The following is a 25,838-nucleotide window of genomic DNA, read 5'->3' as shown; positions in this document are numbered from 1 at the left end:
AAACTCCTTTATTTAAAATAACGTTTCACCATAGGTAACTGCATCACATTGATATAAACATGGATTGCTCCGACAAACAAGAAGGCTAGTAACTGAATCTCTCCTGTCAGTAAAGAAAAGAGAGCAATCAGAAAGTACAAAGCTGGCAAGACATACTGATGTAATTGGAATAAAATCCGAAAACTCTGTTCCAAATTAGCCTGGCGCTCCCCTTCATCGTAAGAATTGACATAGCCTAAGATATCCTTTGGCATAGAGAAAAATACCAAATCAAACTGGCGAACAATCGCAATGGTTTTATAAAAATATTTTTGAACATTAAAAATCAATACTAATCCCAAAAAAGAAAGAGATAAGGTTAGATGGCTTCCATTTAGTACAACCATTTCACTTGCTGAAATGAAGAGAGCCAATAAAATCGCTACGTTTGTAATATTAAAAGCAATGCTTCCAAACTCAAGATTCCGATACATTTGCACATAATAGGTTTCATTCAGGTCATCATCCATTTCCTCTTGATACAAGGAGTGAAATTTTCTGCTTTTCTTTAAGAAATTGAAAGTCAAAAGAATACTAATGAAACCTATCAGTAAACAAATAGTTGATATCCAGGGTATCAAGACTTTTACATCTAAAATGATTGCGTGGGATTCGGCAGCATCCTTAAACATCCCTACAAAACCTCCCAAGAAACCTCCAAAGACAACAGACATTAAAAATAACAATCCACCTTTATTTTTCTTTTTCATTTTCATTCTCCTTTTTCACTTGCTAGATTTTTTGATTTCTTTTCAATCCATTCAATTACTGGGATGAGAGCAAAGTAGGCCCAAACAAATTGGTTACTTTGATATGGATTAAACCAGCCTAAGTCTATCCCAATCAATAGAAACACGCTGACTAATAGAACTGTGACCACTACATAATAAATCACTTTGTACTTGTTCATCACTCGTCCTCCTCCAAGCGAAATACCGATTCGACTGTTTCGTTGAAAATTTGAGATATTCTCAGGGCAATGATAATGGACGGGGTGTACTCATCCCGTTCCAGTAGGCTAATGGTCTGTCTGGAAACCCCTGCCAACTTGGCTAGTTCGGTTTGATTGAGACCATCGCGAGCTCGAAGCTCTTTTAGACGATTTTTAAGCATTCCTTTCTCCTTTTCTCTTAACTTGCTTACATTGTAACACATCTTTTTCTTTTTGACAAGTATATTTGTCAAAAAAGTTTATGATTTTTGTCATTTTGCAAAAGAAAAAGGTCAGAGTAGTTTTCTGACCAGTTTTTCTGTTATTAAAACCCTAGTTTTTCAAAGATTTCTGAGAAGTTTTGGCTGATAGTATCAAGCGCAACTTCCACTTCTTCTCGGGTTTGATTGTTCTTGACCGTCACTTGTCCGCTTTCGACTTCACTCTCTCCTAGGGTGATGAGGGTCTTAGCCGCAAAGACATCGGCTGATTTGAACTGAGCTTTGAGTTTACGGTTGAGGTAATCACGCTCTGCTTTGAAACCTTGTTGGCGAAGAGCTTGGACTAGTTCTAGGGCTTTTACATTTGCTCCTTGACCCAAGACTGCGATATAGACATCCAGTGCGTTTTCGATAGGGAGAGTTACACCTTGCTTTTCAAGGATGAGAAGCAGGCGCTCTACACCAAGTCCAAAACCAAAGCCAGCAGTTTCAGGGCCACCAAAGTAAGCAACCAAACCATCGTAGCGACCACCCGCACAGACTGTCAAGTCATTGCCCTCAATCTCAGTGATAAACTCGAAAATGGTGTGGTTGTAGTAGTCCAGACCACGCACCATATTGGTATCGATGATATAGTCTACTCCAAGATTCTCCAACATCTGACGCACAGCATCAAAATGAGCTTGGCTTTCTTCATCAAGGAAATCCAAGATAGACGGTGCATTCTCCACTGCCACCTTGTCTTCTTTTTCCTTAGAGTCCAATACACGGAGAGGATTTTCCTCCAAGCGACGTTGGCTATCCTTAGACAAGGTCTCCTTGAGCGGTGTCAAATAGTCAATCAAGGCTTGACGGTAGGCTGCACGGCTCTCAGGATTTCCAAGAGTGTTGAGGTGCAATTTGACACCTTGGATGCCGATTTCTTTCAGGAAGTGAGCTGCCATAGCAATGGTTTCCACATCGGTAGCTGGATTGCTAGAGCCAAAACACTCAACACCAATCTGGTGGAACTGGCGCAAACGCCCTGCCTGTGGACGCTCATAGCGGAACATAGGGCCCATGTAGTAGAACTTGCTTGGCTTTTGCACTTCTGGTGCGAAAAGTTTATTTTCCACATAGGAACGGACAACTGGCGCTGTTCCTTCTGGACGGAGGGTAATATGACGATCACCCTTATCATAGAAATCATACATTTCCTTGGTTACGATATCCGTTGTATCTCCGACAGAGCGACTGATAACCTCGTAATGCTCAAAAATAGGCGTGCGCACTTCTGCATAGTTATAGCGCTTGAAAATTTCACGGGCAAAGCCCTCAACGTACTGCCACTTGGCAGACTCAGCAGGTAAAATATCCTGCGTTCCTTTTGGTTTTTGTAATTTCATAGGGAATCCTCTTTAAACTTAATAGTCTTATTTTACCATAAATAGAGGGATTAAAACAGCGAGAAAAAATTTAGGATTTAGATATCATTTTTGAGATTAATAACTGTCAAAAGAATAGCCAGGAAGGAAAGACCAACAAATAGCATCCAAGTCAACTGTATATTCCATACGGCTACTAGTGAGAAACAAGCTGTTCCCACAGGTATGGATAAGGTAAACAATAAACCTAAAAAATTACTGGTACGAGCTAGAACCTCTGGAGCTAGATTTTTCAGGAGCATGGCACTAATCTTTGGTTGAACTTTACCAGACACATACAGAGTTGAACAGAGAAATAGTAAACCAAGTACGACTTGATTGAATAAATTAGCTAGACCAACTAGACTGAGTCCTACGGTCACCCACATCATCAATCTAGGCAAGGACTGCTTCCCAAAAAAATCATTGCCCGTAAGGCTACTGATGATGATTGCTAACAAAGCACAGACTTGCTCGATAAATAGTGCCTCTGTGTAAGAAAAATTCAAGAGAGAATGGCTCAAAAAGAAGATGTTATAAACGCTTCCTAGAGCGCCACCCAAGGCATTGATAAGCAAGACAGCAAAGATCATGAAACCAAAGTTTTTCTGTCCACTTTTAAGAAAAACGAGGCGTAAATTTCGGTAAATTGTTAGGAACTGCTCTTTAATAGAAAGCTTCTCATTTTTTAGGATTTCACCGTCATCAGATGAAATTGACAGGCTTAATTTGCTTTTTCCTAAAAAGAGAACAAAGGCTGATACGAGGAAAAAACAGGCATTGATTCCCGCAACGATAGAAAAATTGTTGACCGATAAACCTAAGAGCCATACTCCAAAAGCTTGACCACCAATAGCTGAAATATAGGTAATGAACTGGGAAAAAGAGTAAGCCTCCATCAAATCATCTTCAGCTACTTTTTCCTTAATAAGAGGCATACGCAAGCCACCTGCAAAATCACTGATGACATCACTAATGACATTGATTAAACACAGGCTAGAAAAGGCAAAGAGACTAGCTTGCTGGACAACTAGGGCTGCCAGAAAAAATAAAACCGCCTGAAACAAACCGCTATAAACCATCCATTTGACCTTATCCCTCGTGTAATCTGCCCGAATCCCTACAAAAACTGTAAAGAGAGTCGGAAGAATCATGACAATATTCGCCATAGCAACCGCAAAAGAGGCTTGTGGCAGGGTCGATGCATAGACGATAAAGACCAGATTGAAAATTGAAGCACCAAAAGCATTGAAGAAGCGTGACAAAGTCAAGAGTCGATAAGCTTGATTTCTAAACAATAGGTTCATAGGTAATCTCCCTTCTTGTTCGAAGTTCTATATGAAGTATGACTATAGTATAGCACTTAGAAATCTTAGAGGAAAACTTTTGAATATATGCAACAAATAAAATGAACAAAAAGAAACGATAGAATTTCTCCAGTGACACGAGAGAGCCCAACAGTTCTATCGCTTCAAATTTTAAATTATTTTCTTAGTTTGCAGATATTCAACAATCGGTCGTATTTCTATAGTATTCGGCAGATTTATTACAGCCAAGCATCTCAAAAATATGGACAGCATCTTCCATCTTTTTCTGGCCTTCCTTGACTCTACCTTGCTTGCTATCAAGGAGGCCTTCAGCCCACAAATAGACAATTCGGAAATAGGTTTCATTTTCATTGTAGAAATGCTCTTCGATAACACGTTTAAAATAAGAGGCATTGGTAAATTCTTCACACTCAATGCTGGCTAAAAAACCATTCAATAGTATAGTGTGAAAAAGGTTTCGATTGCCAGACATTTCCATTAGAAAATCAGATTTACGTACCATTTCTCGTACATATCTAGTAAAAAGAGAAACAGATAAAAAAGCAGAACTGACTGAAAATAAATTGAGTTCATAGATCCCCCAGATCTCGGTAGAAAACAGATAGTCATGAAGGACTTTCCCTTCCTCTGCCGTTAACTCTACCCTTTCATCCATACTCTTCATATAAGACTTGATAATAATGGCATTTAGAATATGTTTCTGTTTGTTTTGAGAATGGGCATGCTTTTGATACTCCCTACGATACAAGTCCTCAAGAGGTGCTATATTCTTTGGATCCAAGACATCTATGATTTCTTTTCTCAACTCAGAATCTGTATCATACTGAAAACCTCTCGCCAGAAAGAGGATTTCCTCTACACTGGCAGATATATTTTCTAGGGCAAATAAAAACTTTTCCACCGAAAGTTCACTCTGACCTGTTTCAAAGCGGGACAACATAGATGGCGAAAATTGTCCCCCAGTCGCTTGTCTCAGCGAGATATTTCTTGACTCTCGTAATTGTCTAAAGACTTTTCCAATCTGCTCCATAGGCTTCCCCTTGATTCAGTATTTTCTTCATTTTATCATATTTTTCAGAAAATTCATCAAAAACTTGCCAAATTGTCAGAATTATGAGAAAATAGAGGATATTTATCACGTGGAGGGACTGTAATGAGAGACGATATCAAAATCAATGACCGTGCTTTGGCCTTGCAAGACCAAATTATCAAAAAACTAGAGAAGGTTTTTGATACCGATGTGGAATTGGATGTTTACAATCTAGGGCTGATTTATGAAATCAATCTGGATGAAACGGGTCTCTGCAAGATTGTCATGACCTTCACCGACACTGCCTGCGATTGTGCAGAAAGTTTGCCTATCGAAATCGTTGCAGGTCTGAAACAAATCGAGGGTATCGAAGATGTCAAGGTTGAAGTTACCTGGTCACCTGCCTGGAAGATTACACGAATCAGTCGCTACGGCCGCATTGCCCTTGGACTGCCACCTCGTTAAGCAGGCCAATCACTTTTGGAGATGAAAAGAAGCAAGCCGAGATTGGCTTGCTTTTTAAGTTTATTTTTTACCTGACTTGTCCATATTCCAGAAGTCTGTCACAGCTCCGCGTGAAGCAGATGATACGATATGGGCATATTTACCGAGGACACCACGACTGTAAAGTGGTGGCAAGGTTGTTTCTGCCTTACGTTTTTCAAGTTCTTCTTCGGATACGGCCATGGAAATTTCTTTAGTATCTTGGTCAACCGTAACGATATCGCCTGTACGGAGGTAGGCAATTGGTCCACCATCCTGAGCTTCAGGAGCGATATGTCCAACAACCAGACCATAAGTCCCACCAGAGAAACGACCATCCGTCAAGAGGGCAACCTTGTCTCCTTGACCCTTACCAACGATCATTGATGAAAGTGACAGCATCTCAGGCATACCAGGACCACCTTTAGGTCCAACGAAACGGACAACAACTACATCGCCATCAACGATTTCATCTGTCAGAACAGCCTGAATCGCATCTTCTTCTGAGTCAAATACCTTAGCTGGTCCAACGTGACGACGCACTTTAACACCTGATACCTTGGCAACCGCACCGTCAGGTGCAAGGTTCCCGTTCAAGATGATAAGGGGACCGTCTGCACGTTTTGGATTTTCAAGTGGCATAATGACTTTTTGACCTGGAGTGAGGTCTGCAAAGTCAGCTAAGTTCTCAGCAACTGTCTTACCAGTACATGTGATACGGTCTCCATGAAGGAAACCATTCGCCAAGAGATATTTCATAACCGCAGGGACACCACCGACTTCATAGAGATCTTGGAAGACATACTGACCAGATGGTTTCAAGTCGGCCAAGTGAGGCACACGTTCTTGAATTGTATTGAAGTCCTCAAGTGACAAGTCAACATTGGCAGCATGGGCAATGGCAAGCAGGTGAAGAGTGGCATTTGTAGAACCACCGAGAGCCATAGTTACAGTGATAGCATCTTCAAAGGCTTCACGAGTCAAGATATCAGATGGTTTGAGACCAAGTTCCAACATCTTAACAACAGCACGTCCTGCTGCTTCGATATCTTCTTTCTTGTCAGCAGATTCAGCTGGGTGAGATGAAGAACCTGGCAAACTCATACCGAGAACTTCGATAGCAGTCGCCATGGTATTAGCTGTGTACATACCACCACAGCCACCAGGTCCAGGGCAGGCATTACATTCGAGACGTTTCACGTCCTCAGCCGTCATGTCACCGTGGTTCCATTTCCCGATACCCTCAAAAACAGAAACCAAGTCAATGTCCTTGCCATCAAGGTTTCCCGGTGCAATCGTTCCACCATAAGCAAAAATAGCTGGGATATCCATATTAGCAATGGCAATCATAGAACCAGGCATGTTCTTGTCACAGCCACCGATAGCGACGAAGGCATCAACGTTGTGACCACCCATAGCCGCCTCGATTGAGTCCGCGATGATATCACGAGATGTCAAAGAGAAACGCATACCAGGCGTTCCCATAGCAATCCCGTCCGCTACCGTGATAGTCCCAAACTGCACAGGCCAAGCACCTGCAGATTTGACACCCTCTTTGGCCAATTTCCCGAAATCATGCAAGTGAATGTTACATGGTGTATTTTCCGCCCAAGTCGAAATCACTCCCACAATCGGTGTTTCAAAGTCCTTATCTGTCATACCAGTTGCACGAAGCATGGCACGGTTTGGTGATTTAACCATGCTGTCATAAATGCTACTGCGGTGACGTTTATCTAATTCAGTCATTTGTTCCCTCCCATTTCAGTTTTTACTATTATAGCACATTTTAAAAGCAATGAACAGAAGAAAATTCTTGAATTTTCAGAAAATTCGATTAATTTACTTAATGACCTTCTAATTTTTTCATCTTTTTTTGTCAAGTAACTTTACTTTACAAAAAAAATGTGTTATCCTAGTATGGTTGATGAAAATCAGTAGATTGAATCGAATATAAATACCTAAAGGAGAAATCAAAATGGCAGTACCTGCACGTCGCACTTCAAAAGCGAAGAAAAACAAACGTCGTACACACTACAAAGTAACAGCTCCATCTGTAAACTTTGACGAAACTACTGGAGATTACTCACGTTCTCACCGTGTATCACTTAAAGGATACTACAAAGGACGTAAAATCGCTAAAGCTGCATCAGCTGAATAATAGAAGGGAGATACCATGCGCGTAAATATTACACTTGAACACAAAGAATCTGGTGAACGCTTGTACCTTACTTCTAAAAACAAACGTAACACTCCAGACCGTCTTCAATTGAAGAAATACTCACCAAAACTTCGCAAACACGTTGTGTTTACAGAAGTTAAATAATAGGTCATTCTGTTTCATGACTTACACCCTATTAGTTAGACAAAAATATCTAGCTGATGGGGTGTTTTATTATAAAACTAACATTACATAGTCTTTCTCTATATTCTTTCAACTGATAATATTTAAGGAGAAACATTTATGAAAATAAAATTTAAAGAAAGCAATACCATTACTTCAATAAAATACAAATCTTTTTTATTTGTAAAATTGCCACTACTAGCTATTTTGTACGCAGTTGTTATCAACTTCATACTTAGCTTTAAGTTGACAGCTATAAGTGACTTGCTAACGTCTAAAGGCATTATCCCTCTAATCTTAATTATTCTACTGGCTTATCTTACCTTCAAGAACTATGCTTCTTTTAAAGACTTACGTGAAAATTATAAAGCCAAGAATATTGATGGTATTAATATACTGGTAAAACTCATTCGCATACATGATATGGTTAAAGTCAGAGAGCTTGGATTTAACAAGACAATTTATAACTACACATTTTCATGGGAAGATATCATTTTCCCTGCCATTAACAACCATATAAACGGCTCAAAACTTGAACCACTTGTTAAAAAATATTCGTTACAAGTACTGTCTATGAACATTCCCGCAAAAATGATTGGGAATGTGATCTATGTTGATCCCAAGGTGCTTGAAGAATGTATTAAAAATGATATTGAAGAAAGAAATAAACTTTTAAATTTTTAAAGATGACTTTTGTTAAAGTTATTAATAACAAAAAATGACAGTAGAAAATCTATTGTCATTTTTATTTTTCTAACTTTTTAGCAGAGTATTCTCTCAAGTCTCTAAATCTCTTTCAATTTTTCGAGATAGGCGGTTAATTCTGCTTGGGCTTCTGGTGTTGTGCCTACTAGCTGGCTGCGCATGTGTGCGAGTCTGGCTTCTACCTCTCCAATCTCTTTATCAATCTCTGCGAGTTGGTCGGCTAGGTCGGCGAGGGGAACAACGGGTTCTTCCTCAAAGGTATCGACATAGCGTGGAATGTTAAGGTTGTAGTCATTTTCGACAATCTCTTCAAAGCTGGCTAGATGGGCAAACTTCTCGACATTTTCGCGTTTTTGATAGGTCTCCAAAATCTTGGCAATATGGTCGTCGGTCATATTGTTTTGATTTTTCCCTTTTTCAAACTCTTTTGAGGCATCGATAAAGAAGACATCCTTGTAGCAAGAATTCCCTGACCTTCAAACTTCTACTAAAACAAGCAAAATCCCCTGCAAATCGACAGTGCAGGGGATTTGTGTATTATTCTTGTACTTCTTTCTGAGCGGCCTTGCCTTGGTCTAGAAGGGCTTGGACGATTTTTTCATCGCGTAGTTTGACAGAATCGTTGATCATTTCTGCGGACTTGACGATGGTTGTTTCTAGTTGCGCACGTTTCTGACGACCCAATTCAATGGCAGCAACGATACCTTGGTTTTGTGCAACCAGACTTTCAGCCAGTTTGGTAACCGATTCGACAGCGACTGTCGGGCTTTGTGCAATTCTCTCCATCTGCGGAATCACTTCCTTGCTGGTTTCAGCTAGCATCTGAAGGGCAGCATTATTGGCATTGACAATGGCATCTGCCACGACACCTGATTTCATTGATTGTTGCAAAATACCCAGTTGGGCAATAGAAAGCTTCATTGTCGGAATCGTATTGCGACGAAGCATGCCCAATTTTTGGCGCATATCAGATGACACCTTCACAAGATTGCGCATCTGAGGTGTTGTTGCCCAGGCAACATAGAGACGGCTGACATACTCAGTATGTTGTTGTTCAAGGGTATTGACCACTTCAGCCATGCGGGCCAATTCTTGTGATTTGGTTTGGTATTCTACCGTACTTGTATCGAGTTGGTCAGCTTGAGCTTTCAGTTCTGCAGCACGATTACCAGCTTCTGTCTGACTAGCTTCGATAAAGGAAATCACTCCCACTAGATTTTCAATGGATTTGGTATTGTCCTCAATCAACATCTCAGCTGAAACGATATTTCGAGCTAAGACATCTTCTTGCTTGACCACTGCGGCAGCCATACCATCCAGCTTTTGCTCCACTGTTTTTGAGTCAAAGTAAAATTCTTGTAGGGTATTCTTGCTCTTGTTAAACAATCGTTGCAAAAAGTTTGGCTTTTCTTCTAACTCAGCAATTTCAGCGTTCTTGTATTTGACTACAAAGCCTTGCAACTCACGGTTGGTGTTCTTGAGTAGATCATCCACTTGGGGAATCTGCAATTTCTTTTGTTCTGACAAGATACGATTGACCGTATTGTTCACACCTTCTACAGCAGATTGTCCAAAATCCAAAAGAGCATTTTGATTTGTGACAAATTGGTCTACTAACTGGGGCACGTGCGCCTTGATTCCTTCTTGCTGCTCAGGGCTCAACTTTTCAAGGAAGGTCAAGGTCTTGTCTGAGCCAGTATTAGTCTCGATGATTTGGGTTGTTTTATCCACCTTAGCTACCGTATTATTGGCAATCTGGTCAATATCAAAATTAAATTCTGTCATGCTTACTCCTTTGTTTCTAACCTATTCTTTACGATCTTTTTCTAGGATACGTAGACTGATATCAAAATCACGCATATCTGTTTCATTGAGTTCTCTCAAGACTTGGTCCAGCTCAAGGTCAAATTGTTCGATAGCTGCTTTAGCTTGCTCTAAGCGTTCTTCTGCCCGATTATAGTTCTTCGGATTGGCCTTAATCTTTAAATAACCTTCTAAAATCGTTTGGAATTTTTCCATCTTCAAACTATGAATGGCAGTCAATTCTTCCTTATCCCCTTCAGCAGAGGTAGCAATCTTGTCTAAAATAGCCTGATGGTCAACGGCAATATTAGCCAAGGTCTGGGATAATTCTGGAGCTAATTCCTCTGGCTCCGCATTTTCAAGATCTACCTGACTTTCTCTATCCAAACGTTCTAGCTGAACATCGATAGTTGCCCGCACTGTACGAACCTTTTTGTCAATACGATTGTAGACATCATCATCGATATAGGACTTGAGACGATCCGCCTCCTGATGGATTTCCCGCAGTTCGATCAATACTTGATTGGCCAGACTCTTATAGGACTCTGAGCCTTTCTCTACCAAGACTCCCTCTAACTGCTGAATATCTTTGTCCGCCTGACGAATCCGAGCTTTTAAAAGCTCAATCCGATCGTCTAGAGAACGATCCTGCAAAAGAGGATAGCGTAAGCGTTTATAGAGACGATAACCACCATATCCTAGCAGGACACAAGCCGCAAGTGGAAGAGCATATTGGACCAACAGGCCCAACAAGAACAAGAAGCCCCAAAAATAGAGACAGCCTTTCCAAAAACCATTACCCGATTTCATAAACATTCCTTATTTTCAATTTATAAGTCTATTTTAGCACAAAAGACAAAAATGAGGGCGGAAATCCCCTAGAAAAGAGTTGATTTCTTTGCTGTAGAATGGAGGCTAGTAGCGCGTGGGCTAATTTCAGTGAAGCTGACTCAAACCACAAACACACTCTGGGGAATATCAAAACAAAAGCTTGAAATATCGGGGGAGTTGTGTTAGAATGAACTTACAATGTGAGTAAAGTTACAGCATATGTAACTAAAAAAGCCCCACCGTGCCACCGATGGGGTTTTTTGCTACCCTCTAAAAGGGTTAACCATTACTTTTTACGTTTCTTAAGCCATAGCTTGAAAAGCTCAGATAACACGTTAATAAGTAACGGAGCTAGAAACACTGTGAGTAAAGTTTCTAACATATGTAACACCTCCCTTCATTAAAGTGAGGGGGCCAAAATATTATATCATACCAGATTTATATCATCAACATCGCTTAATTCTTGGAATAGATAGACTTAGATACACAAATAACCTTACTAGCAAATCACTATACAAACCCAGAAATCAACATTTTAAGACAAGGGAAAAAGCCCACTGTTGTAGGCTTTCTGTAAGATATATCTTAAAATTAAAGCATTTTGTTGTAGAATTCAACGACAAGTGCTTCGTTGATTTCTGGGTTGATTTCGTCGCGTTCTGGCAAGCGAGTCAATGAACCTTCCAATTTTTCAGCGTCGAATGATACGAATGCTGGACGTCCAAGAGTAGCTTCTACTGCTTCAAGGATAGCTGGAACTTTCAATGATTTTTCACGAACTGAAATCACTTGACCTGGAGTTACGCGGTATGATGGGATATCAACGCGTTTTCCGTCAACAAGGATATGACCGTGGTTTACGAATTGACGAGCTTGACGACGAGTAGTCGCAAGACCAAGACGGTAAACAACGTTATCCAAACGACGTTCCAAAAGAAGCATGAAGTTGAAACCTAGGATTCCGCCTTTGATTTTTGTAGCTTGTACGAACAAGTTACGGAATTGTTTTTCACCTACACCGTAAGTGAAACGAAGTTTTTGTTTTTCAGCCAATTGCAAACCGTATTCTGACAATTTAGAACGGTTGTTTGGTCCGTGTTGTCCTGGTACGTAGTTACGACGTGCCAATTCTTTACCTGTACCTGTAAGTGAAAGGCCAAGGCGACGAGCTTGTTTCCAAGATGGTCCTGTATAACGTGACATGTGAATGTCCTCCTGATATAAATAATATTTCGGTGGAAATAGTCACTTAGAAAGCCCTGATTCGTGCAGATGCCCTTCGCCTAAACAGCCAAGGTTACTTATCATAAGACACCTGTTGACGAGCTTCATGCTTTCCTGCTGATATTTCGCACAAAATCCATTTTACCATGAATGGCTAGATTTGTAAAGGGGTTTTAAGCTTTATTTTCATTGCCAGAGAGGTTAAGAAGGAGGGTAAAGGTGCTTCCTAGACCGTACTGGCTGCTGACTGTAATTTCTCCACCCAATTGATGGGCCAATTCACGCGCAATCGCAAGTCCTAAGCCATGACCACCTGTTTTCATGTTACGCGAAGTTTCTACACGATAAAGGCGTTTGAAAATATTCTCCAAATCCTCTGGGGCAATCCCCTGTCCCTCATCGGTCACACTGATTGAAAGCTGGTTATTCTCCACTTTAGCCACCACTTCCAGCTTGGTTCCTGGAGCAGAGTATTTAAAAGCGTTATTGACCAGATTCACCAAGATACGAGAAAGCTTGGCATAATCTCCCTCAATCCGAGCAGACTCTGGGATTACCTGCAAGTGGACATCTCGCTCCTCCTGCTCAATCAAGAACTGAAATTCACTCATGCACTCAATCAAGAGCTGGTCCAGAAAAATGCTGTCTTTGCTGGCAATTTCCACCTGATTTCTAGCTGTGTTTAGGGTCAAAAAATTCAACTCTTCAACCAGTTTATTGAGTCTTTCCGTCTGGCGCCCAATGGTTGCTAGATAATGGTCCTGTTCTCCTTCCTTGATAACCCCATCCAAAATTCCTTCTACCGTCGCTTGGATTGACGTGATAGGGGTCTTGATATCATGCGAAAGTTGGGCAATCATCAAGCCCTTTTCACGTTCGCTTTCTTCCAAGGAATCAAAGGTCGCCTGCAAATCATGGGACATTTCATTGAAAGCTTGGCCTAATTGTTGAAATTCTACAGGGCCTTGAACCTCCAGATTTGAAGGAAAATCCTTGTCCGCTACCCGCTTGGCATGTTCCTTGAGTTTGCCCAATGAAGTAAAGACCGGCGATAAGAGAAAGAGACTAATCCCAGCACCGACAAGGCTGGCAACGATGGTCATTCCAAGCAGAAAGTAAATCTCGCTTTTCTCAATCAGCATTTTTTGAACAGCCCAAAAAACCACGATAATTGTTAGGAGTGTTGAAATGACATACCCCACTAAAATATAACTTTTTAATTTCATTGACTACCTCGTGCTTTCTCAATTTTGTAGCCCAAACCCCAGACAGTTTTTATAGCAGGCGTTTCTGCGCTGGCATGTTTAGCCAACTCCTGTCGAAGAGCATGAATATGAACATTCAAGGTATTAGTATCATCCACATAGTCTTCTTGCCAGACCTTTTCATAGAGGTCTGTCTTAGAAAAAACTCTCTCTGGATTGCTGGCTAAAAGCCATAGAAGTTCGAAGGATTTGACTGTCAAATCAAGCGCCACATCTCCGACTTGGACCTCATGACTACCGTGATTCATCCGTAAATCCCCGAGACTGACGACTTCTGTCTCACCTCCACGATGAAGGCGACGCAAGATATTGTGGACACGCAAAACCAACTCACGAGGGCTAAAGGGCTTGGCAATGAAGTCATCTGCCCCTAAGCTCAGGCCGTAAATCTTGTCCTGCTCGCTAGTCTTAGCCGTGATAAAGAGAAAAGGCTGATCTGGAGATTGATACTGAACCTCACTAATCAAATCATAACCATCCATCCGAGGCATCATGATATCTGTAATAATCAAATCAATCGCTTTTCTCTTGAAGATTTCCAAGGCCTCTACCCCATCATGGGCCACTAAAACCTGATATCCTGCCTGAACCAGATAGCGTTGATGAATATCTGTGATTTCTACCTCGTCGTCAACGAGTAAAATTGTCTTTCCCATCTGTCTCTCCTTTGAAAAAAACAGTGCTATACCACAATAGTATAACACTATTTTAATCTCTTTACGAACATTCTAAACGATATCTGGATTTTTCAAATCCCAGATAGAAAGTCTGTAGCTAGACTAGTCATTTTCCTCTTTTTTAGCTTTCAAACCGAGTCCACCTAGCAGGCCGGCCAAAGCTAATCCAAAGAATCCAATAGTAGCCATTGATGTTTGGGCTTCACCAGTATATGGAAGCATGGCTTTTTGGTCTTTCATTTGAGTAGCCATCATTGGACTTGACACCTTATTATTGGATACCACCTTGCCTTCATCAGGCATTTTGCTTGAGGTTACCATAGGCTGGCTAGCATTCATGGTTTTGTCCTGCTCTTTGTTAGGCATCATCTTATCCTGGCTAGCAGCTGACATTTTAGATTTCATATCATTGAGGGACTTATACCCATTCAAGTTCACTGTCAATTCTTTAGTCGCTACAAGGTTAGTCAAATCAGCCTTGCCATCTTTAGCACCGTACACTTTGATGGTAGCTTTATAGCTTTGAGTGCCGTTTTGTTTCAAAAGGTCAAGAAGCTCTTTGTCAGATTTACCTTGAGTGCCAGCCAAATCCACTTCATAGAAGTAAAGACCTTTGCCCAATTTTTCTACTGGTGGAAGAGCTGGATTTTTAGCTGAACCATTGTCTGACCATGGAGCCTTGTCAGAGGCTTTCAAGATAAGGCGAGTCAACATACCGTCACCGGCGAAGAATTCGTATGGAATAACTTGGTTAACACCGGCTGTGAATGGACCTGGGAAATTAGCTTTGTCCAAGTAAGTAGCCGGAACATCCACTGTATCTTTCGTATTATCAGCCACACCTTTTTGCACTTCAGCTGGGGTAGTTAAGCCATTTAAGTTCACTGTCAATTCTTTAGTCGCTACAAGGTTGCTCAAGTCTGCCTTGCCGTCTTTCGCACCGTACACTTTGATAGTAGCTTTATAGCTTTGAGTGCCGTTTTGTTTCAAGAGGTCAAGCAAATCTTTATCAGATTTGCCTTGGGTACCAGCCAAATCCACTTCATAGAAGTAAAGGCCTTTGCCCAATTTCTCTACTGGTGGAAGAGCAGGATTTTTAGCTGAACCGTTGTCTGACCATGGAGCCTTGTCAGAAGCTTTCAAGATAAGACGAGTCAACATGCCGTCACCAGCGAAGAATTCGTATGGAATAACTTGGTTGACGCCGGCTGTGAATGGGCCTGGGAAATTGGCTTTGTCCAAGTAAGTAGCTGGGACATCTACTGTGTCTTTGGTATTGTCAGCCACACCTTTTTGGACTTCAGCTGGAGTGGTTAAGCCATTCAAATTGACATCCAAATCTTTAGTCGCTACGAGATTTGTCAAATCAGCCTTGCCGTCTTTCGCACCGTACACTTTGATAGTAGCTTTATAACTTTGAGTGCCGTTTTGTTTCAAGAGGTCAAGCAAATCTTTGTCTGATTTACCTTGAGTTCCTGCCAAATCTACTTCGTAGAAGTAAAGGCCTTTGCCCAATTTTTCTACTGGTGGAAGAGCTGGATTTTTAGCTGAGCCGTTGTCTGACCATGGGGCCTTGTCGGATGCTTTCAAGATAAGGCGAGTTAACATACCGTCACCAGCGAAGAATTCGTATGGAATGACTTGGTTGACGCCGGCTGTGAATGGGCCTGGGAAATTGGCTTTGTCCAAGTAAGTAGCTGGGACATCTACTGTGTCTTTGGTATTGTCAGCCACACCTTTTTGGACTTCAGCTGGAGTGGTTAAGCCATTCAAATTGACATCCAAATCTTTAGTCGCTACGAGATTTGTCAAATCAGCCTTGCCATCTTTAGCGCCGTATACCTTGATAGTTGCTTTATAGCTTTGCGTACCATTTTGTTTCAACAAGTCAAGCAGTTCTTTGTCAGATTTTCCTTGAGTGCCAGCCAAATCCACTTCATAGAAGTAAAGGCCTTTGCCCAATTTCTCTACTGGTGGAAGAGCAGGATTTTTAGCTGAACCGTTGTCTGACCATGGAGCCTTGTCAGAAGCTTTCAAGATAAGACGAGTCAACATACCGTCACCAGCGAAGAATTCGTATGGAATGACTTGGTTAACACCGGCTGTGAATGGGCCTGGGAAATTCGCTTTATCTAAGTAAGTGGCTGGGACATCTACTGTGTCTTTAGTGTTGTCGGCTACGCCCTTTTGCACTTCAGCTGGAGTAGTTGCTGGCTGAGCTTCACTTGCTTCACGGTCTTGTCCAGAAACTGTTGTCGCAGGTTTAACCGCATCCTCTGTTTCTTTCTTAGATTCTGGTTTTGCTTGCACTTCTTCTTTTGGTGCTACTACTGGTTCTTTAGCACCTGCATCTGCTTTTTCTGGAGAGCTTGTAGTATCCAAGCTCGCTTTAGGTGTTAAATCTGCCTGTTCTGAAGGAAGAGCTACATCAACTGCTTTCTTGAGAACCTCTGCTGGTAAGTCGCTCTTTTCACTCACCGAAGTAGCATCTGGCACAACTTGAGCAGTGGTTGGATTGACCACATCGGCACGTACAGAACTTGGTTGACCAACTAGGACAAAAAAGCCACTGGCTACAACAACTGAGGCAACACCGACACTAAGACGGCGAATAGACCAACGAGTATATCTTTGATTTGGATTGAATTTCATAGGATTCTCCTTAAAGTTTTTCTTTATTTGATGACTCTAGTATAATCTCCTAAAATTAAAAAGGATTAAGAAAAAGTTAAAATTTTTCTTAAATCCCTCTTATAAAATACTTATATTAATTAAATCCATAAACAGACTTGGTGATTTGATAGACAACATTGGAAAGTTTGCGAGCTGGTAAGACTGAATGTTTGGTCAAACGGCTCAACATGGTCTTGCGGATAGCCTGAAAAACCTCTGGATTGTCCTGCTGAATATAGGTCCACAGCTCCCGTTTTTTGGCAAGATGCTCTGCTGTGCCTGCTCGGTTGAGTAGGGCACTGGAAATCACCGTCGTAATCTCAATATGATTCAACAGATATTCTCGCATTTGGGGATGACTCACTTTGGATAAATCAAGCTGGTCTACCAAGAGTCGATTGACCTTGAGTTGCTGGTCAATGCGATTAATCATCACTTGCTCATTGACAGACTGGTCCTCACGCCCAATCAAATAACGATAGAAATCGACAGGCAGATAGTACATGGTCTTAACCTGCTGAAGGGGGGTAAAGACAAAGAGATTATCGACATAAAAAGTATGCTCAGGCAGTTGGAACTGGCTCGCTCGCAACAAATCTGTCCGGTAAATCAGCGAGTGCATCATGATATACTGACCTTTTGAGAAATTTCCAACCTGATCCCAGCCAAAAATCTGCTGGACAGGCAAGACGGACTCGTAACTCATACTCTTCTTACGAGACTGACCTTCCTTTTCATATACAAAATTAGTCACAAAGGCATCAACTTCCTGCCCCTCACTCTCTAGTTCCTGCAAGGTTTCAAGAATTTTCAAGTAGGCACGAGGATCCACCCAGTCATCACTATCCACTACTTTAAAATAGCGCCCAGAAGCCTCCGCTAAGCCACGATTGACCGCACCGCCATGACCCTTATTTTCCTGATAGATAGCTCTAACGATGTTAGGATACTTGCTGGCTAAACGCTCAGCAATTTCCTGAGTCTGGTCCTGAGACCCATCATTGATAATCAAAATCTCAACTTGCTCACCACCAATCACTAGCGACTCCACACAGTAATGAAGATAGGCAGCGGCATTATAGCTAGGAATGGCGACAGACAATAACTTCATAATCTACTCCTTTAGGGGACTGATTTTTTCTTATACTCAATGAAAATCAAAGAGCAAACTAGGAAACTAGCCGCAGGTTGCTCAAAGCACTGGTTTGAGGTTGTGGATAGAACTGACGAAGTCAGCTCAAAACACAGTTTTGAGGTTGTAGATAAGACTAACGAAGTCAGTTACCTATACCTACAGCAAGGCGACGTTGACGTGGTTTGAAGAGATTTTCGAAGAGTATTACTCTCTCTTATCATTTCTTTCTATTCTACCATAAAGTCCAGTTTTTGAAGGACTTTTACTGGAATACAAGGGTTTCTGACTCTATTTGCTATTTTGGACATCAAAAAAGAGGGGTGCTCCCTCCTTACGAATTTAATTCTGCCAAGTCATCTAGATACTGGTTGTTAATGACCGCCAAGATATAGGCATCTGCCCTCAAGAGATCATTAGGGCCAAACTCGACATCCAAGGGGGAATTTTCCTGTTCACGAAATCCTAGGACATTGAGGTTATATTTGCCACGTAAATCTAGCTGACTCAGGCTTTGACCTGCCCAAACACTCGGAATTTTCATCTCCACAATAGACACATTTTTATCCAGCTGAAAGACATCAACATTGTTATGAAAGAGAATGGTCTGCGCTAGAGACTGCCCCATTTCATACTCAGGTGAAATCACCGAGTCAGCACCGATTTTTTCTAGCACCTTCTTAGCTGTCTGGCTTTTGACCTTGGCAATAACCCTTGGTACCCCTAGACTCTTACAATGCATGACTGCAAGCACACTCGACTCTAGATTTTCCCCTGTTGCCACTACAACCGTATCACAGGTATCAATCCCTGCAGTTCTGAGGAGTTCCTCATCTGTAATATCGCCCACAACTCCACGCGCCAAAACTGGCTCAAATTGATTGATGCGCTCGGCATGGTCATCAATGGCAATGATATTCATATCTTGCTTGGCTAGGGCTGTCAGGACACTACTCCCGAAAATCCCCAAACCTAAAATTCCAATCGTACGATCTGACATCATTCTTCCTTTCTTATCCAATACTAATATCTGCTTTCATATACTGAATCAAATCTTTCTTATCAGGCTGGTAATCCGCTAGACTAACCAGCAAGGTCAAGGGACCGATACGGCCAATAAACATGAGCACCATGACAATGCTGAGAGCTAACTTGCCCAGTTCTGGTGTCAGATTTGCCGTTACCCCAACTGTCGCAAGGGCTGAAATGGTCTCAAACATGAGGTAAATAAATCGCGGTGTTCCTTCTGCTGTAATTCCCAACAACATCAAACCCAACAAGAAGGTCATCAAAAAGATAATGAAGACACTAAAGGATTTTTGGACTGTTCGAGCCTCAATGGTTCTCTGCGCAACATTGGCATGAGGCAAGCCTAGCAATTCACTACGCGCAAAGACCAATAAGACAAAGAAAGTCGTAATCTTGAGCCCTCCAGCCGTCCCTCCAGGCGCTCCTCCGAGAAACATCTGTAGGATATAGATAAACAAGGTCACAGGCTGAGCTTGAGTGTAATCAATAGAAGCAAAACCAGCTGTTCTCATGCTGACGGTTTGGAAAAAGCTAACCAGCACTTTCTCTGGAACACTGAGATTGCCAATGGTTCCTGGATTGTGCCATTCCGTAAAAAGTGTAGATACTGTCCCAAGCAGCAAAATCCCTGCAGTTAAGAAGAGGACTAGTTTGGTGTGGAAACGTAGACGGCGTTTTTTCTTCTTGTCAAACTGGGTTGCCAAGTCAAACCAGACCATAAAGCCAAGACCACCTGTGATAATCAAGCCAGCAATGACCAGATTGATCAAGGGATCCGTCTGAAAAGCCACTAAACTGCTACTACCAAAATTATCAAAACCAGCATTACAAAAGGCTGAAATGGCTAAAAAGATAGAGGTAAAAATGCCTCGTCCCCAGCCAAACTCAGGAATAAAACGAAAACTTAGTAGGAAGGCACCCAAGCCCTCCACCAGAAAAGTTGTCAAAAAGATGGACCGCATAAAGGCCTTCAGCGACCGAGTCTCCCCGTAACTAAAACTTTCCTGAATAGTTTCACGACTGCGAAGACTGAGCTTTTGCTTCCCCTGAATATAAAAGACCCCGATAAAAGTCATGAGACCTAAGCCACCAATCTGTATCAAGAGCATACAAATCAACTGCCCCCAGACATTATAGGTAGTAGCTACCGGTTGCGTAGAAAGGCCGGTTACACAGACCATAGACACCGTCGTAAAAAGATGGTCAAAATAAGTGGCCTGCGAACCACTTGCCTGAACAAAAGGCAAACTCAAAAGAAGAGAGCCTATAAAAATAACTCCAACGAAACTTAAAAAAATCCGACGAGCTGGCGAAAGTCCACCCAAGGCCCTTTCAATTTTTTTAACAAATAATTTGAATAACATACATCCATTGTACCATAAAAAGTAGGAGAGTAGCTATATCTGAAAGGCTATCTCAAGGCAGAGTTCCAAGGCCTTCTCGAAAGCTTCTGAACCCCAGTCACGACTATCGTGCTGATCCAAGTCAGCTAAGGAATCAGCTGTGAACAACAACTCTCCCCAGAGAGCGCCACGCAGTTGGGCTACTGCCGCAAGCGCAGAACACTCCATCTCCACAACAGCACAGCCTTCTTCCTTACGATAAGCCACCTTTTCAGCCGTTTCTCGGTAAAAACCGTCTGTCGTCCAGGTCACAACTTCTTCATAAGGAATCCCTCTAGCCTCCAAAACTTGCTCAATAGCAGCAATAGCCTCTGGCTGAATTTCCATATAACGAGAAGGTGCCACATAGTGGTAACTAGCTCCTTCATCTCGCAGAGCGCGAACAGGGACTAGAAATGCATTTTCCTCTATATCAGCCAGCACACCACAAGTACCGGTGGAAATAATCTGCTCCACACCATAGCCAATCAACCAATCCATAAACTGAGCCGCTGGAGCTGAACCGACAGGAGCCTGAGCCAGACAGATCTCCTCGCCCTTGTAGTTCACGACATAGACTGGATAGGTCTTGGTGGCAGAAACGAATTCGCCGACACAGTTCGCCCCTACTTCCCTCGCATAGCGATCAATCTCCTCACCTAAAAAAGCATAGACACACTTCTTAGGCAAGTGCAAGTCCAGCCCCTCGTGATCAGGCATGATAACCGCCTGAGGATTATCATCGAACTCTAAAATAGGAATCGCATGTTTCTGAATCATAACCCACCTCCTCTAATTTTGTACTATTGTATCAAAAGCTGACCGAGTGTCAAGTAGGGGGTTGATGAACTGAGGAGAAAAAATCTCAGTATTCTTGGAATTCTCAACACTAAGTGATTTTATAAATCATAAGGAATTAGAGTAAACATTACAAACGTAGCCCCTCTGTAATTAATCTTCAGAGGGGACGTTATATATTAGTAGTTGTTGATGATAACTGTTACCTTGAAAGAAAAGTATTTATGTCTTACTTTATCCGGAAGTTGTTATCAAATTTTTAAAAGATTAACTTCCAAGATGATCATTCACTATAAAGAGCTTCTAACTCCCTCTTTAAATATTCAGCTAGATGTTGATGAGCAAAGATGTCAGCATTCTGTTCCGCTGTAGGATTATAGTTTGTATTGGTATTTACATCATACACATAAATATCTCCGCTTTCTGATTGAACCCATTCTATAGCTGCCACATCAATATGAGCATTTTTAAGGAAGGCTTCATAAGCTTCTTTTTGAGATTCTGGTAGAGGTTCTGTAATTTGGAATTTTTCAGAAGTTTCCAGCTGTTCTGGTCTCTTACCGATTTGACAACCATCTGCTGGACAAAGTTGGAAACCATCTGAAGAATCAATTGAAACAGTATAAAGGAACTTCTGATTGATAAACTCTGAACGACGGATACGACCATCACTTGGTTTAATATAAGCCTGCAACAAGGTAATACCATCTACTGAAGGTTCAAAAGCAGAACTATTAACATAGGCTTCTAGTTCTTCTTCATTTTGGAAAAGTTGCACTCCTAATCCCTTTCCTGCTCTATTATGCTTGGTAATCAAAGGATAGATATTCAATTTTCTTGCTGCTTCAATGATATTTTCTGGGCCCAAAACAGCAACTGTTGCTGGAGTCTCGATACCAGATTCATTTAATTTCAAATATTGTTTCACCTTACTGATTTCTAGATTGATGGCTCCCGTTCCATTAACTACTTTACGTCCATGAGCCTCTAGCCACGTAAGCACCTGCTCCGTAAACTCTGGTGCATAGCGATGCCCTCTCGTATGAGAAGATGCGGACATCCTATTATAAAAAATTCCTTTTGGAGGTGGGCTTTGAAGATCTAATATCCCACTCGATAAATCCCATAATTCATAAGGTACTTGTATTTTTTCTAACCATTTTACTAAATGCTGTGTCCATTCAATATTTTCATGAATCACATAAACTTTTGCGTTACTCATAAGTCCTATCTCCTTTAAGAAAAATTAACTGACAATTGATGTTGCTTGTCTTCCTCTAAACTATAACCTTCTGTTTTTTCAATGACACTGACTGTTAAGATTTGACCCAAAACATTGATCATTGTACGGCCAGCATTCACAAAGAAATCAACTGCAAAAATCAAGGCTACTCCTTCTACTGGCAATCCAAGCTGGGGTGCTGCTGCCAACAAAACTACGATAGCTCCTGATGGAACAGTCGCTGCAGTTTTCCCAATTAAGGTCAAAAGTAAAACTGTAAATAAGAGACTTGATAATGAAAATTGGATACCGTAGGCATGTGCGATAAAAATAGTGGCTACTGAAAAATAGACAGCTGCTCCTTCTAGATTAAAGGTATATCCTAAAGGAACAACCAAATCAATCGTATTCTCATCATGTCCCTGTTTTTTTAAATCCTTTAATAGGGACGGTAACACAACACTCGAACTACCTGAAATAAATGCTAGAGTCAAGAGGCTCCAATTTTCACGAAAAGCAGTCAAATATGGAACTTTAAAGATAGAGGCAATCAGAGGGAAAACAACTAAAATGAGAACTCCATAAGCCAAATAAGTTCCGATAACAAATTGACCAAGTCCAACTAACTTATCAATCCCTGTACTAGCGACATCTTTTGCAATAAATCCAAAGATTCCGACAGGAGATAATTTTACAATAACAGTTACAATTTTATAAATAGCTTCAATCCAGATTTGGAAACCTTCAAGAATTTTTTGGGTTTTATCATTCTTCAAGCTACCAATTCCATAACCAAGAAATATAGCAAAAACAATAATTGGAAGAAGAGAGCCTTCTGAAATTGACTTCACAATATTTGATGGAATAAAACCAAGTAAAAACTCACTCAATTGGACATTATTAGCTATCCCGTCGATATTAGCTCCAGTTTGACCAATATTCACACCTTGACCAAATCCCAAATAGTAACTAGAGAATACAAATAACAAAGTGATTGTAGTTGTAACAGCGAAAAAGTAGAGTAAGGTCTTCGTTAAAATTTTACCAAACGATTTTTTTCCAATGACACTAGCCACTGCAACTACTATAATTGGGAATATTAGTGGAATAATGACCATGTTCACCAATTTAATAAATGCTTGTCCTAAAAATTGATAAAAACCTGCAAATTGTGGCCAGATTACTGCAAAAACAACACCTAAAATCAAAGCTAGCAATAATTGCAAACCGAGTGAAAGTTTTGACCATAAATTAACTAATTTCATAAAATAACCCCTTTGCTTTTATTTGCTAATTATTCTACTACGAATCTTCTAACTTGACTAATATATATTTTCTATTGTGACCATAAAAAAGATTTATGACAATATCTCAAAGTGTCGTCATATCTATTTCGCTATCCATTATGAATTTTTGTAAATCTAAAAAAACTCTCTCCTACACTGGTACTTCCTGCATCAAAAAAGCATCTCGTAACTGGGATGCTTTGTAATTGCTTAATGAAGCAGACTTTCTAAGAGATAGAGTAGGTAAATGTGGGCTGGGTAAAAGATGATGAAACCTACAAAAAGAAACAACATCCGCTGTTCCTTTTTACTTCTATTTAACAGGTATCTCCTTAATCACGCGCGCAGGATTGCCAGCTAGGACAACATTATCACCAAAAGATTTGGTAATTACTGCCCCTGCTCCTGCAACGACATTATTGCCCAGTATCACTCCAGGAAGGACAATGACACCTCCTCCAGCCCAGAAATTATCTCCGATAGTAATAGGCTTGCCGTATTCCACACCTGAATTACGTTCCTGCGGGTCCAATGGATGGAGGGGAGTCAAGAACTGACAGTTGGGACCAATCATAGCATTGTCCCCGATGCGAATCGGACAAACATCCAGCATGGTCAAGTTCCAATTAGAATAAAAGTTTTCCCCTAGATGGATATTGACCCCATAATCGACCACCAGGCGTGGATTGACATAAAGATTTTGCCCGGTTGACCCAAACCAATCCTTGATGATTTCGACTCCCTTCAAGGGATCTTCTTCCTTGTTAAAAGCAGACTGTTTTTGGCGAGAAGCCTGAGCCAAGGCTCGCAATTCTGGATCCGATGGACGGTAAACCTCTCCTGCTATCATTTTCTGGTATTCACTGGTCACTGTTTTCTTCTCCTTGTTCCCTACTATCATATCAAAATTTCTACGTATCTTACTAGAATAGGGAGCACTTTCTGCAATTGATCCTCTGATTGTCATCACATCCTGTCTAAACGAATACGAGTCACAATTCCGTCTGGGTCTGTGATTTCCAGCTGGCTAGATGTCAGCCACTTGATTGGTGCATCAACTTCTTGTGCTCGTTGAGCAATAGTTAACAGTTCCTCCTTATTAGCAACTTCAATGACATAGTAGTCCAAACCTGGCAAGCCTTGCTTACGCGGAGCCAGACCTTTTCCTCCCCATTCGTTGACTGCCAAATGATGATGATAGTCCCCAGCCGCAATCCAACTAGCGCTAGGCACACTGAATTTATCTTCTAAACCTAACACCTTTTGATAAAACTGGCTGGACTTTCGACTATCCTTGACGGAAAGATGAATATGCCCCATTCTCGTGCCTTCTGCTAGAATAAAGGGCTCTACTCTTTCCCCCAACTCATAAATGTCCTGCGCCGCAAGAGCCTCCGTCACTCCAATAATGCGTCCATCTTCTCGAATATCCCATGTGGAAACTGGCTTATCTCGATAGAGTTCAATGCCATTTCCCTCCAAATCTTCCAAGTAAAGGGCCTCACTGTAACCGTGGTCTGCACCGCCGACAAGAGGAATCTGTAAATCTGTCAGGTGTTTCAAGACATCCGCCAAATCCTTGCGTGTCGACAAGAGAATCGCCAGATGGTAAAGGCCATAATGTTCCCTTACTTCACCACTCTCTCGTGCTTGAATCAGCTGAACCAAGGCTTTTCCACCAAGGCCTAGAATGACCTCTGTCTCAGTCTGAGATAAGATTTCTAAACCAAGCACTTGCTGATAAAAGGCAGTTTGACTTGCCAAATCCTTTACATTTAAAACTACCTCTGCCAAATAAATGTAGCTCTTGTATTCATAGGTCATAAATATTTCTCTCTTTCATTGTAACCTAAATAATTACAACTATTATATAATTTCCATCAAGAAAGTCAAGCCAGACAACTTATAGATGATAATTCTGTCATCTTGTCTATATGGGATTAGAACGAGAAAATTTACAGAGAATTGACAATAAAGCCACCTAAAATTTTTAACCAACGCTACGATAACTCTCATCTCTATTCCAAAAAGAAAA

General features: G+C 41.2%; 25 protein-coding genes and 1 pseudogene. 4 read left to right on the top strand and 22 right to left on the bottom strand.

Annotated elements, in window-relative coordinates:
- Positions 1-8: 8 nt before the first annotated feature.
- From KUA57_RS04950 to rgg, 6 genes are all read right to left on the bottom strand, one after another.
- Positions 9-749: a DUF3169 family protein gene (locus KUA57_RS04950; protein WP_185757574.1), complete on the bottom strand. Its 741-nt coding sequence runs from the start codon at positions 747-749 to the stop codon at positions 9-11.
- 2 nt (positions 750-751) lie between these two features.
- Positions 752-949 carry a hypothetical protein gene (locus KUA57_RS04945; protein ID WP_125416793.1) on the bottom strand — a complete coding sequence of 66 codons (198 nt, stop codon included), beginning with the start codon at positions 947-949 and terminating at the stop codon, positions 752-754.
- Complete coding sequence (locus tag KUA57_RS04940) at positions 949-1,152, bottom strand: helix-turn-helix transcriptional regulator (RefSeq protein ID WP_004240940.1); 204 nt, start codon at positions 1,150-1,152, stop codon at positions 949-951. The genes KUA57_RS04945 and KUA57_RS04940 overlap by 1 nt, the downstream gene beginning before the upstream one ends.
- A 143-nt stretch (positions 1,153-1,295) precedes the next feature.
- Positions 1,296-2,576, bottom strand: coding sequence for a histidine--tRNA ligase (hisS, locus tag KUA57_RS04930; protein ID WP_218493751.1), 1,281 nt, complete (start codon positions 2,574-2,576; stop codon positions 1,296-1,298).
- A 77-nt stretch (positions 2,577-2,653) separates the two neighbouring features.
- The gene (locus tag KUA57_RS04925) at positions 2,654-3,901 is read right to left on the bottom strand and encodes an MFS transporter (protein ID WP_218493750.1); all 1,248 of its coding nucleotides are present in this window, start codon (positions 3,899-3,901) and stop codon (positions 2,654-2,656) included.
- Positions 3,902-4,100: 199 nt separating this feature from the next.
- On the bottom strand, positions 4,101-4,952 hold the full coding sequence (gene rgg / locus KUA57_RS04920; RefSeq protein ID WP_218493749.1) for a quorum-sensing system transcriptional regulator Rgg: 852 nt from the start codon (positions 4,950-4,952) through the stop codon (positions 4,101-4,103).
- A gap of 123 nt (positions 4,953-5,075) precedes the next feature.
- On the opposite strand from rgg, the gene KUA57_RS04915 reads away from it, so the two are divergent.
- Positions 5,076-5,417 (top strand): metal-sulfur cluster assembly factor, encoded by a 342-nt coding sequence (locus KUA57_RS04915; protein WP_173306484.1) that lies wholly within the window; start codon positions 5,076-5,078, stop codon positions 5,415-5,417.
- Positions 5,418-5,477: 60 nt separating this feature from the next.
- Here the strand turns inward: KUA57_RS04915 and ilvD are convergent, their stop codons facing one another.
- Positions 5,478-7,181 (bottom strand): dihydroxy-acid dehydratase, encoded by a 1,704-nt coding sequence (ilvD, locus tag KUA57_RS04910; RefSeq protein ID WP_000137343.1) that lies wholly within the window; start codon positions 7,179-7,181, stop codon positions 5,478-5,480.
- 229 nt (positions 7,182-7,410) lie between these two features.
- Between ilvD and rpmF the strand changes: the two genes are divergently transcribed.
- The 3 genes from rpmF (at position 7,411) to KUA57_RS04895 (ending at position 8,460) form a co-directional block, all read left to right on the top strand.
- Positions 7,411-7,593 (top strand): 50S ribosomal protein L32, encoded by a 183-nt coding sequence (gene rpmF / locus KUA57_RS04905; RefSeq protein WP_000290417.1) that lies wholly within the window; start codon positions 7,411-7,413, stop codon positions 7,591-7,593.
- Between the two features lie 15 nt (positions 7,594-7,608).
- Complete coding sequence (rpmG, locus tag KUA57_RS04900; RefSeq protein WP_001265622.1) at positions 7,609-7,758, top strand: 50S ribosomal protein L33; 150 nt, start codon at positions 7,609-7,611, stop codon at positions 7,756-7,758.
- A gap of 138 nt (positions 7,759-7,896) precedes the next feature.
- Positions 7,897-8,460 carry a hypothetical protein gene (locus KUA57_RS04895; RefSeq protein ID WP_004269922.1) on the top strand — a complete coding sequence of 188 codons (564 nt, stop codon included), beginning with the start codon at positions 7,897-7,899 and terminating at the stop codon, positions 8,458-8,460.
- Positions 8,461-8,561: 101 nt separating this feature from the next.
- Here KUA57_RS04895 and KUA57_RS04890 read toward each other — a convergent pair.
- From KUA57_RS04890 to KUA57_RS04820, 15 genes and pseudogenes are all read right to left on the bottom strand, one after another.
- A pseudogene (locus KUA57_RS04890) lies at positions 8,562-8,948 on the bottom strand (N-6 DNA methylase); the annotation flags it as partial.
- 70 nt (positions 8,949-9,018) lie between these two features.
- Complete coding sequence (locus KUA57_RS04885; RefSeq protein WP_033685330.1) at positions 9,019-10,266, bottom strand: toxic anion resistance protein; 1,248 nt, start codon at positions 10,264-10,266, stop codon at positions 9,019-9,021.
- A 21-nt stretch (positions 10,267-10,287) separates the two neighbouring features.
- Positions 10,288-11,094: a coiled-coil domain-containing protein gene (locus KUA57_RS04880; protein ID WP_218493748.1), complete on the bottom strand. Its 807-nt coding sequence runs from the start codon at positions 11,092-11,094 to the stop codon at positions 10,288-10,290.
- A 612-nt stretch (positions 11,095-11,706) separates the two neighbouring features.
- A complete protein-coding gene (rpsD, locus tag KUA57_RS04875) occupies positions 11,707-12,318 on the bottom strand; it encodes a 30S ribosomal protein S4 (protein WP_000092756.1) in 612 nt (203 codons plus the stop codon).
- A gap of 194 nt (positions 12,319-12,512) precedes the next feature.
- Positions 12,513-13,565: a HAMP domain-containing sensor histidine kinase gene (locus KUA57_RS04870; protein ID WP_218493747.1), complete on the bottom strand. Its 1,053-nt coding sequence runs from the start codon at positions 13,563-13,565 to the stop codon at positions 12,513-12,515.
- Complete coding sequence (locus KUA57_RS04865) at positions 13,562-14,260, bottom strand: response regulator transcription factor (protein WP_061590529.1); 699 nt, start codon at positions 14,258-14,260, stop codon at positions 13,562-13,564. Before KUA57_RS04865 ends, KUA57_RS04870 begins: the two co-directional genes overlap by 4 nt.
- Positions 14,261-14,383: 123 nt before the next feature.
- The gene (locus KUA57_RS04860) at positions 14,384-16,933 is read right to left on the bottom strand and encodes an SSURE domain-containing protein (protein ID WP_218493746.1); all 2,550 of its coding nucleotides are present in this window, start codon (positions 16,931-16,933) and stop codon (positions 14,384-14,386) included.
- Between the two features lie 115 nt (positions 16,934-17,048).
- Complete coding sequence (locus tag KUA57_RS04855; RefSeq protein WP_125447276.1) at positions 17,049-18,065, bottom strand: glycosyltransferase family 2 protein; 1,017 nt, start codon at positions 18,063-18,065, stop codon at positions 17,049-17,051.
- 355 nt (positions 18,066-18,420) lie between these two features.
- Complete coding sequence (locus KUA57_RS04850) at positions 18,421-19,086, bottom strand: potassium channel family protein (protein ID WP_061865016.1); 666 nt, start codon at positions 19,084-19,086, stop codon at positions 18,421-18,423.
- A gap of 13 nt (positions 19,087-19,099) precedes the next feature.
- Complete coding sequence (locus tag KUA57_RS04845) at positions 19,100-20,479, bottom strand: TrkH family potassium uptake protein (RefSeq protein ID WP_061865017.1); 1,380 nt, start codon at positions 20,477-20,479, stop codon at positions 19,100-19,102.
- A 33-nt stretch (positions 20,480-20,512) separates the two neighbouring features.
- Positions 20,513-21,277, bottom strand: a complete 765-nt coding sequence (locus KUA57_RS04840; RefSeq protein ID WP_061865018.1) for a nucleoside phosphorylase — start codon at positions 21,275-21,277, stop codon at positions 20,513-20,515.
- 301 nt (positions 21,278-21,578) lie between these two features.
- Complete coding sequence (locus KUA57_RS04835) at positions 21,579-22,517, bottom strand: ATP-grasp domain-containing protein (protein ID WP_061865019.1); 939 nt, start codon at positions 22,515-22,517, stop codon at positions 21,579-21,581.
- 14 nt (positions 22,518-22,531) lie between these two features.
- Positions 22,532-23,782 carry a dicarboxylate/amino acid:cation symporter gene (locus KUA57_RS04830; RefSeq protein WP_120719243.1) on the bottom strand — a complete coding sequence of 417 codons (1,251 nt, stop codon included), beginning with the start codon at positions 23,780-23,782 and terminating at the stop codon, positions 22,532-22,534.
- 334 nt (positions 23,783-24,116) lie between these two features.
- Positions 24,117-24,674, bottom strand: coding sequence for a sugar O-acetyltransferase (locus KUA57_RS04825; RefSeq protein WP_049487759.1), 558 nt, complete (start codon positions 24,672-24,674; stop codon positions 24,117-24,119).
- Positions 24,675-24,769: 95 nt separating this feature from the next.
- Entirely contained in the window at positions 24,770-25,627 is an 858-nt protein-coding gene (locus tag KUA57_RS04820) for a VOC family protein (protein WP_218493745.1), read from the bottom strand.
- Between the last annotated feature and the right edge of the window lie 211 nt (positions 25,628-25,838).

It is taken from the genome of Streptococcus vulneris, assembly GCF_019218685.1.
In the GTDB taxonomy this organism is placed as follows: domain Bacteria; phylum Bacillota; class Bacilli; order Lactobacillales; family Streptococcaceae; genus Streptococcus; species Streptococcus vulneris.
This window is presented reverse-complemented; position numbering and strand designations above follow the sequence as displayed.

Bases quoted from the DNA above. Each gene is read 5' to 3' on its own strand.
- rgg (WP_218493749.1), bottom strand. From the start codon at position 4,952: ATGGAGCAGATTGGAAAAGTCTTTAGACAATTACGAGAGTCAAGAAAT.
- KUA57_RS04865 (WP_061590529.1), bottom strand. From the start codon at position 14,260: ATGGGAAAGACAATTTTACTCGTTGACGACGAGGTAGAAATCACAGAT.
- KUA57_RS04915 (WP_173306484.1), top strand. From the start codon at position 5,076: ATGAGAGACGATATCAAAATCAATGACCGTGCTTTGGCCTTGCAAGAC.
- KUA57_RS04850 (WP_061865016.1), bottom strand. From the start codon at position 19,086: ATGTCAGATCGTACGATTGGAATTTTAGGTTTGGGGATTTTCGGGAGT.
- KUA57_RS04950 (WP_185757574.1), bottom strand. From the start codon at position 749: ATGAAAAAGAAAAATAAAGGTGGATTGTTATTTTTAATGTCTGTTGTC.
- ilvD (WP_000137343.1), bottom strand. From the start codon at position 7,181: ATGACTGAATTAGATAAACGTCACCGCAGTAGCATTTATGACAGCATG.
- KUA57_RS04820 (WP_218493745.1), bottom strand. From the start codon at position 25,627: ATGACCTATGAATACAAGAGCTACATTTATTTGGCAGAGGTAGTTTTA.
- KUA57_RS04885 (WP_033685330.1), bottom strand. From the start codon at position 10,266: ATGACAGAATTTAATTTTGATATTGACCAGATTGCCAATAATACGGTA.
- rpsD (WP_000092756.1), bottom strand. From the start codon at position 12,318: ATGTCACGTTATACAGGACCATCTTGGAAACAAGCTCGTCGCCTTGGC.
- KUA57_RS04925 (WP_218493750.1), bottom strand. From the start codon at position 3,901: ATGAACCTATTGTTTAGAAATCAAGCTTATCGACTCTTGACTTTGTCA.
- KUA57_RS04870 (WP_218493747.1), bottom strand. From the start codon at position 13,565: ATGAAATTAAAAAGTTATATTTTAGTGGGGTATGTCATTTCAACACTC.
- KUA57_RS04860 (WP_218493746.1), bottom strand. From the start codon at position 16,933: ATGAAATTCAATCCAAATCAAAGATATACTCGTTGGTCTATTCGCCGT.
- KUA57_RS04940 (WP_004240940.1), bottom strand. From the start codon at position 1,152: ATGCTTAAAAATCGTCTAAAAGAGCTTCGAGCTCGCGATGGTCTCAAT.
- KUA57_RS04855 (WP_125447276.1), bottom strand. From the start codon at position 18,065: ATGAAGTTATTGTCTGTCGCCATTCCTAGCTATAATGCCGCTGCCTAT.
- KUA57_RS04830 (WP_120719243.1), bottom strand. From the start codon at position 23,782: ATGAAATTAGTTAATTTATGGTCAAAACTTTCACTCGGTTTGCAATTA.
- hisS (WP_218493751.1), bottom strand. From the start codon at position 2,576: ATGAAATTACAAAAACCAAAAGGAACGCAGGATATTTTACCTGCTGAG.
- KUA57_RS04845 (WP_061865017.1), bottom strand. From the start codon at position 20,479: ATGTTATTCAAATTATTTGTTAAAAAAATTGAAAGGGCCTTGGGTGGA.
- KUA57_RS04945 (WP_125416793.1), bottom strand. From the start codon at position 949: ATGAACAAGTACAAAGTGATTTATTATGTAGTGGTCACAGTTCTATTA.
- rpmG (WP_001265622.1), top strand. From the start codon at position 7,609: ATGCGCGTAAATATTACACTTGAACACAAAGAATCTGGTGAACGCTTG.
- KUA57_RS04835 (WP_061865019.1), bottom strand. From the start codon at position 22,517: ATGAGTAACGCAAAAGTTTATGTGATTCATGAAAATATTGAATGGACA.
- KUA57_RS04895 (WP_004269922.1), top strand. From the start codon at position 7,897: ATGAAAATAAAATTTAAAGAAAGCAATACCATTACTTCAATAAAATAC.
- rpmF (WP_000290417.1), top strand. From the start codon at position 7,411: ATGGCAGTACCTGCACGTCGCACTTCAAAAGCGAAGAAAAACAAACGT.
- KUA57_RS04840 (WP_061865018.1), bottom strand. From the start codon at position 21,277: ATGATTCAGAAACATGCGATTCCTATTTTAGAGTTCGATGATAATCCT.
- KUA57_RS04880 (WP_218493748.1), bottom strand. From the start codon at position 11,094: ATGAAATCGGGTAATGGTTTTTGGAAAGGCTGTCTCTATTTTTGGGGC.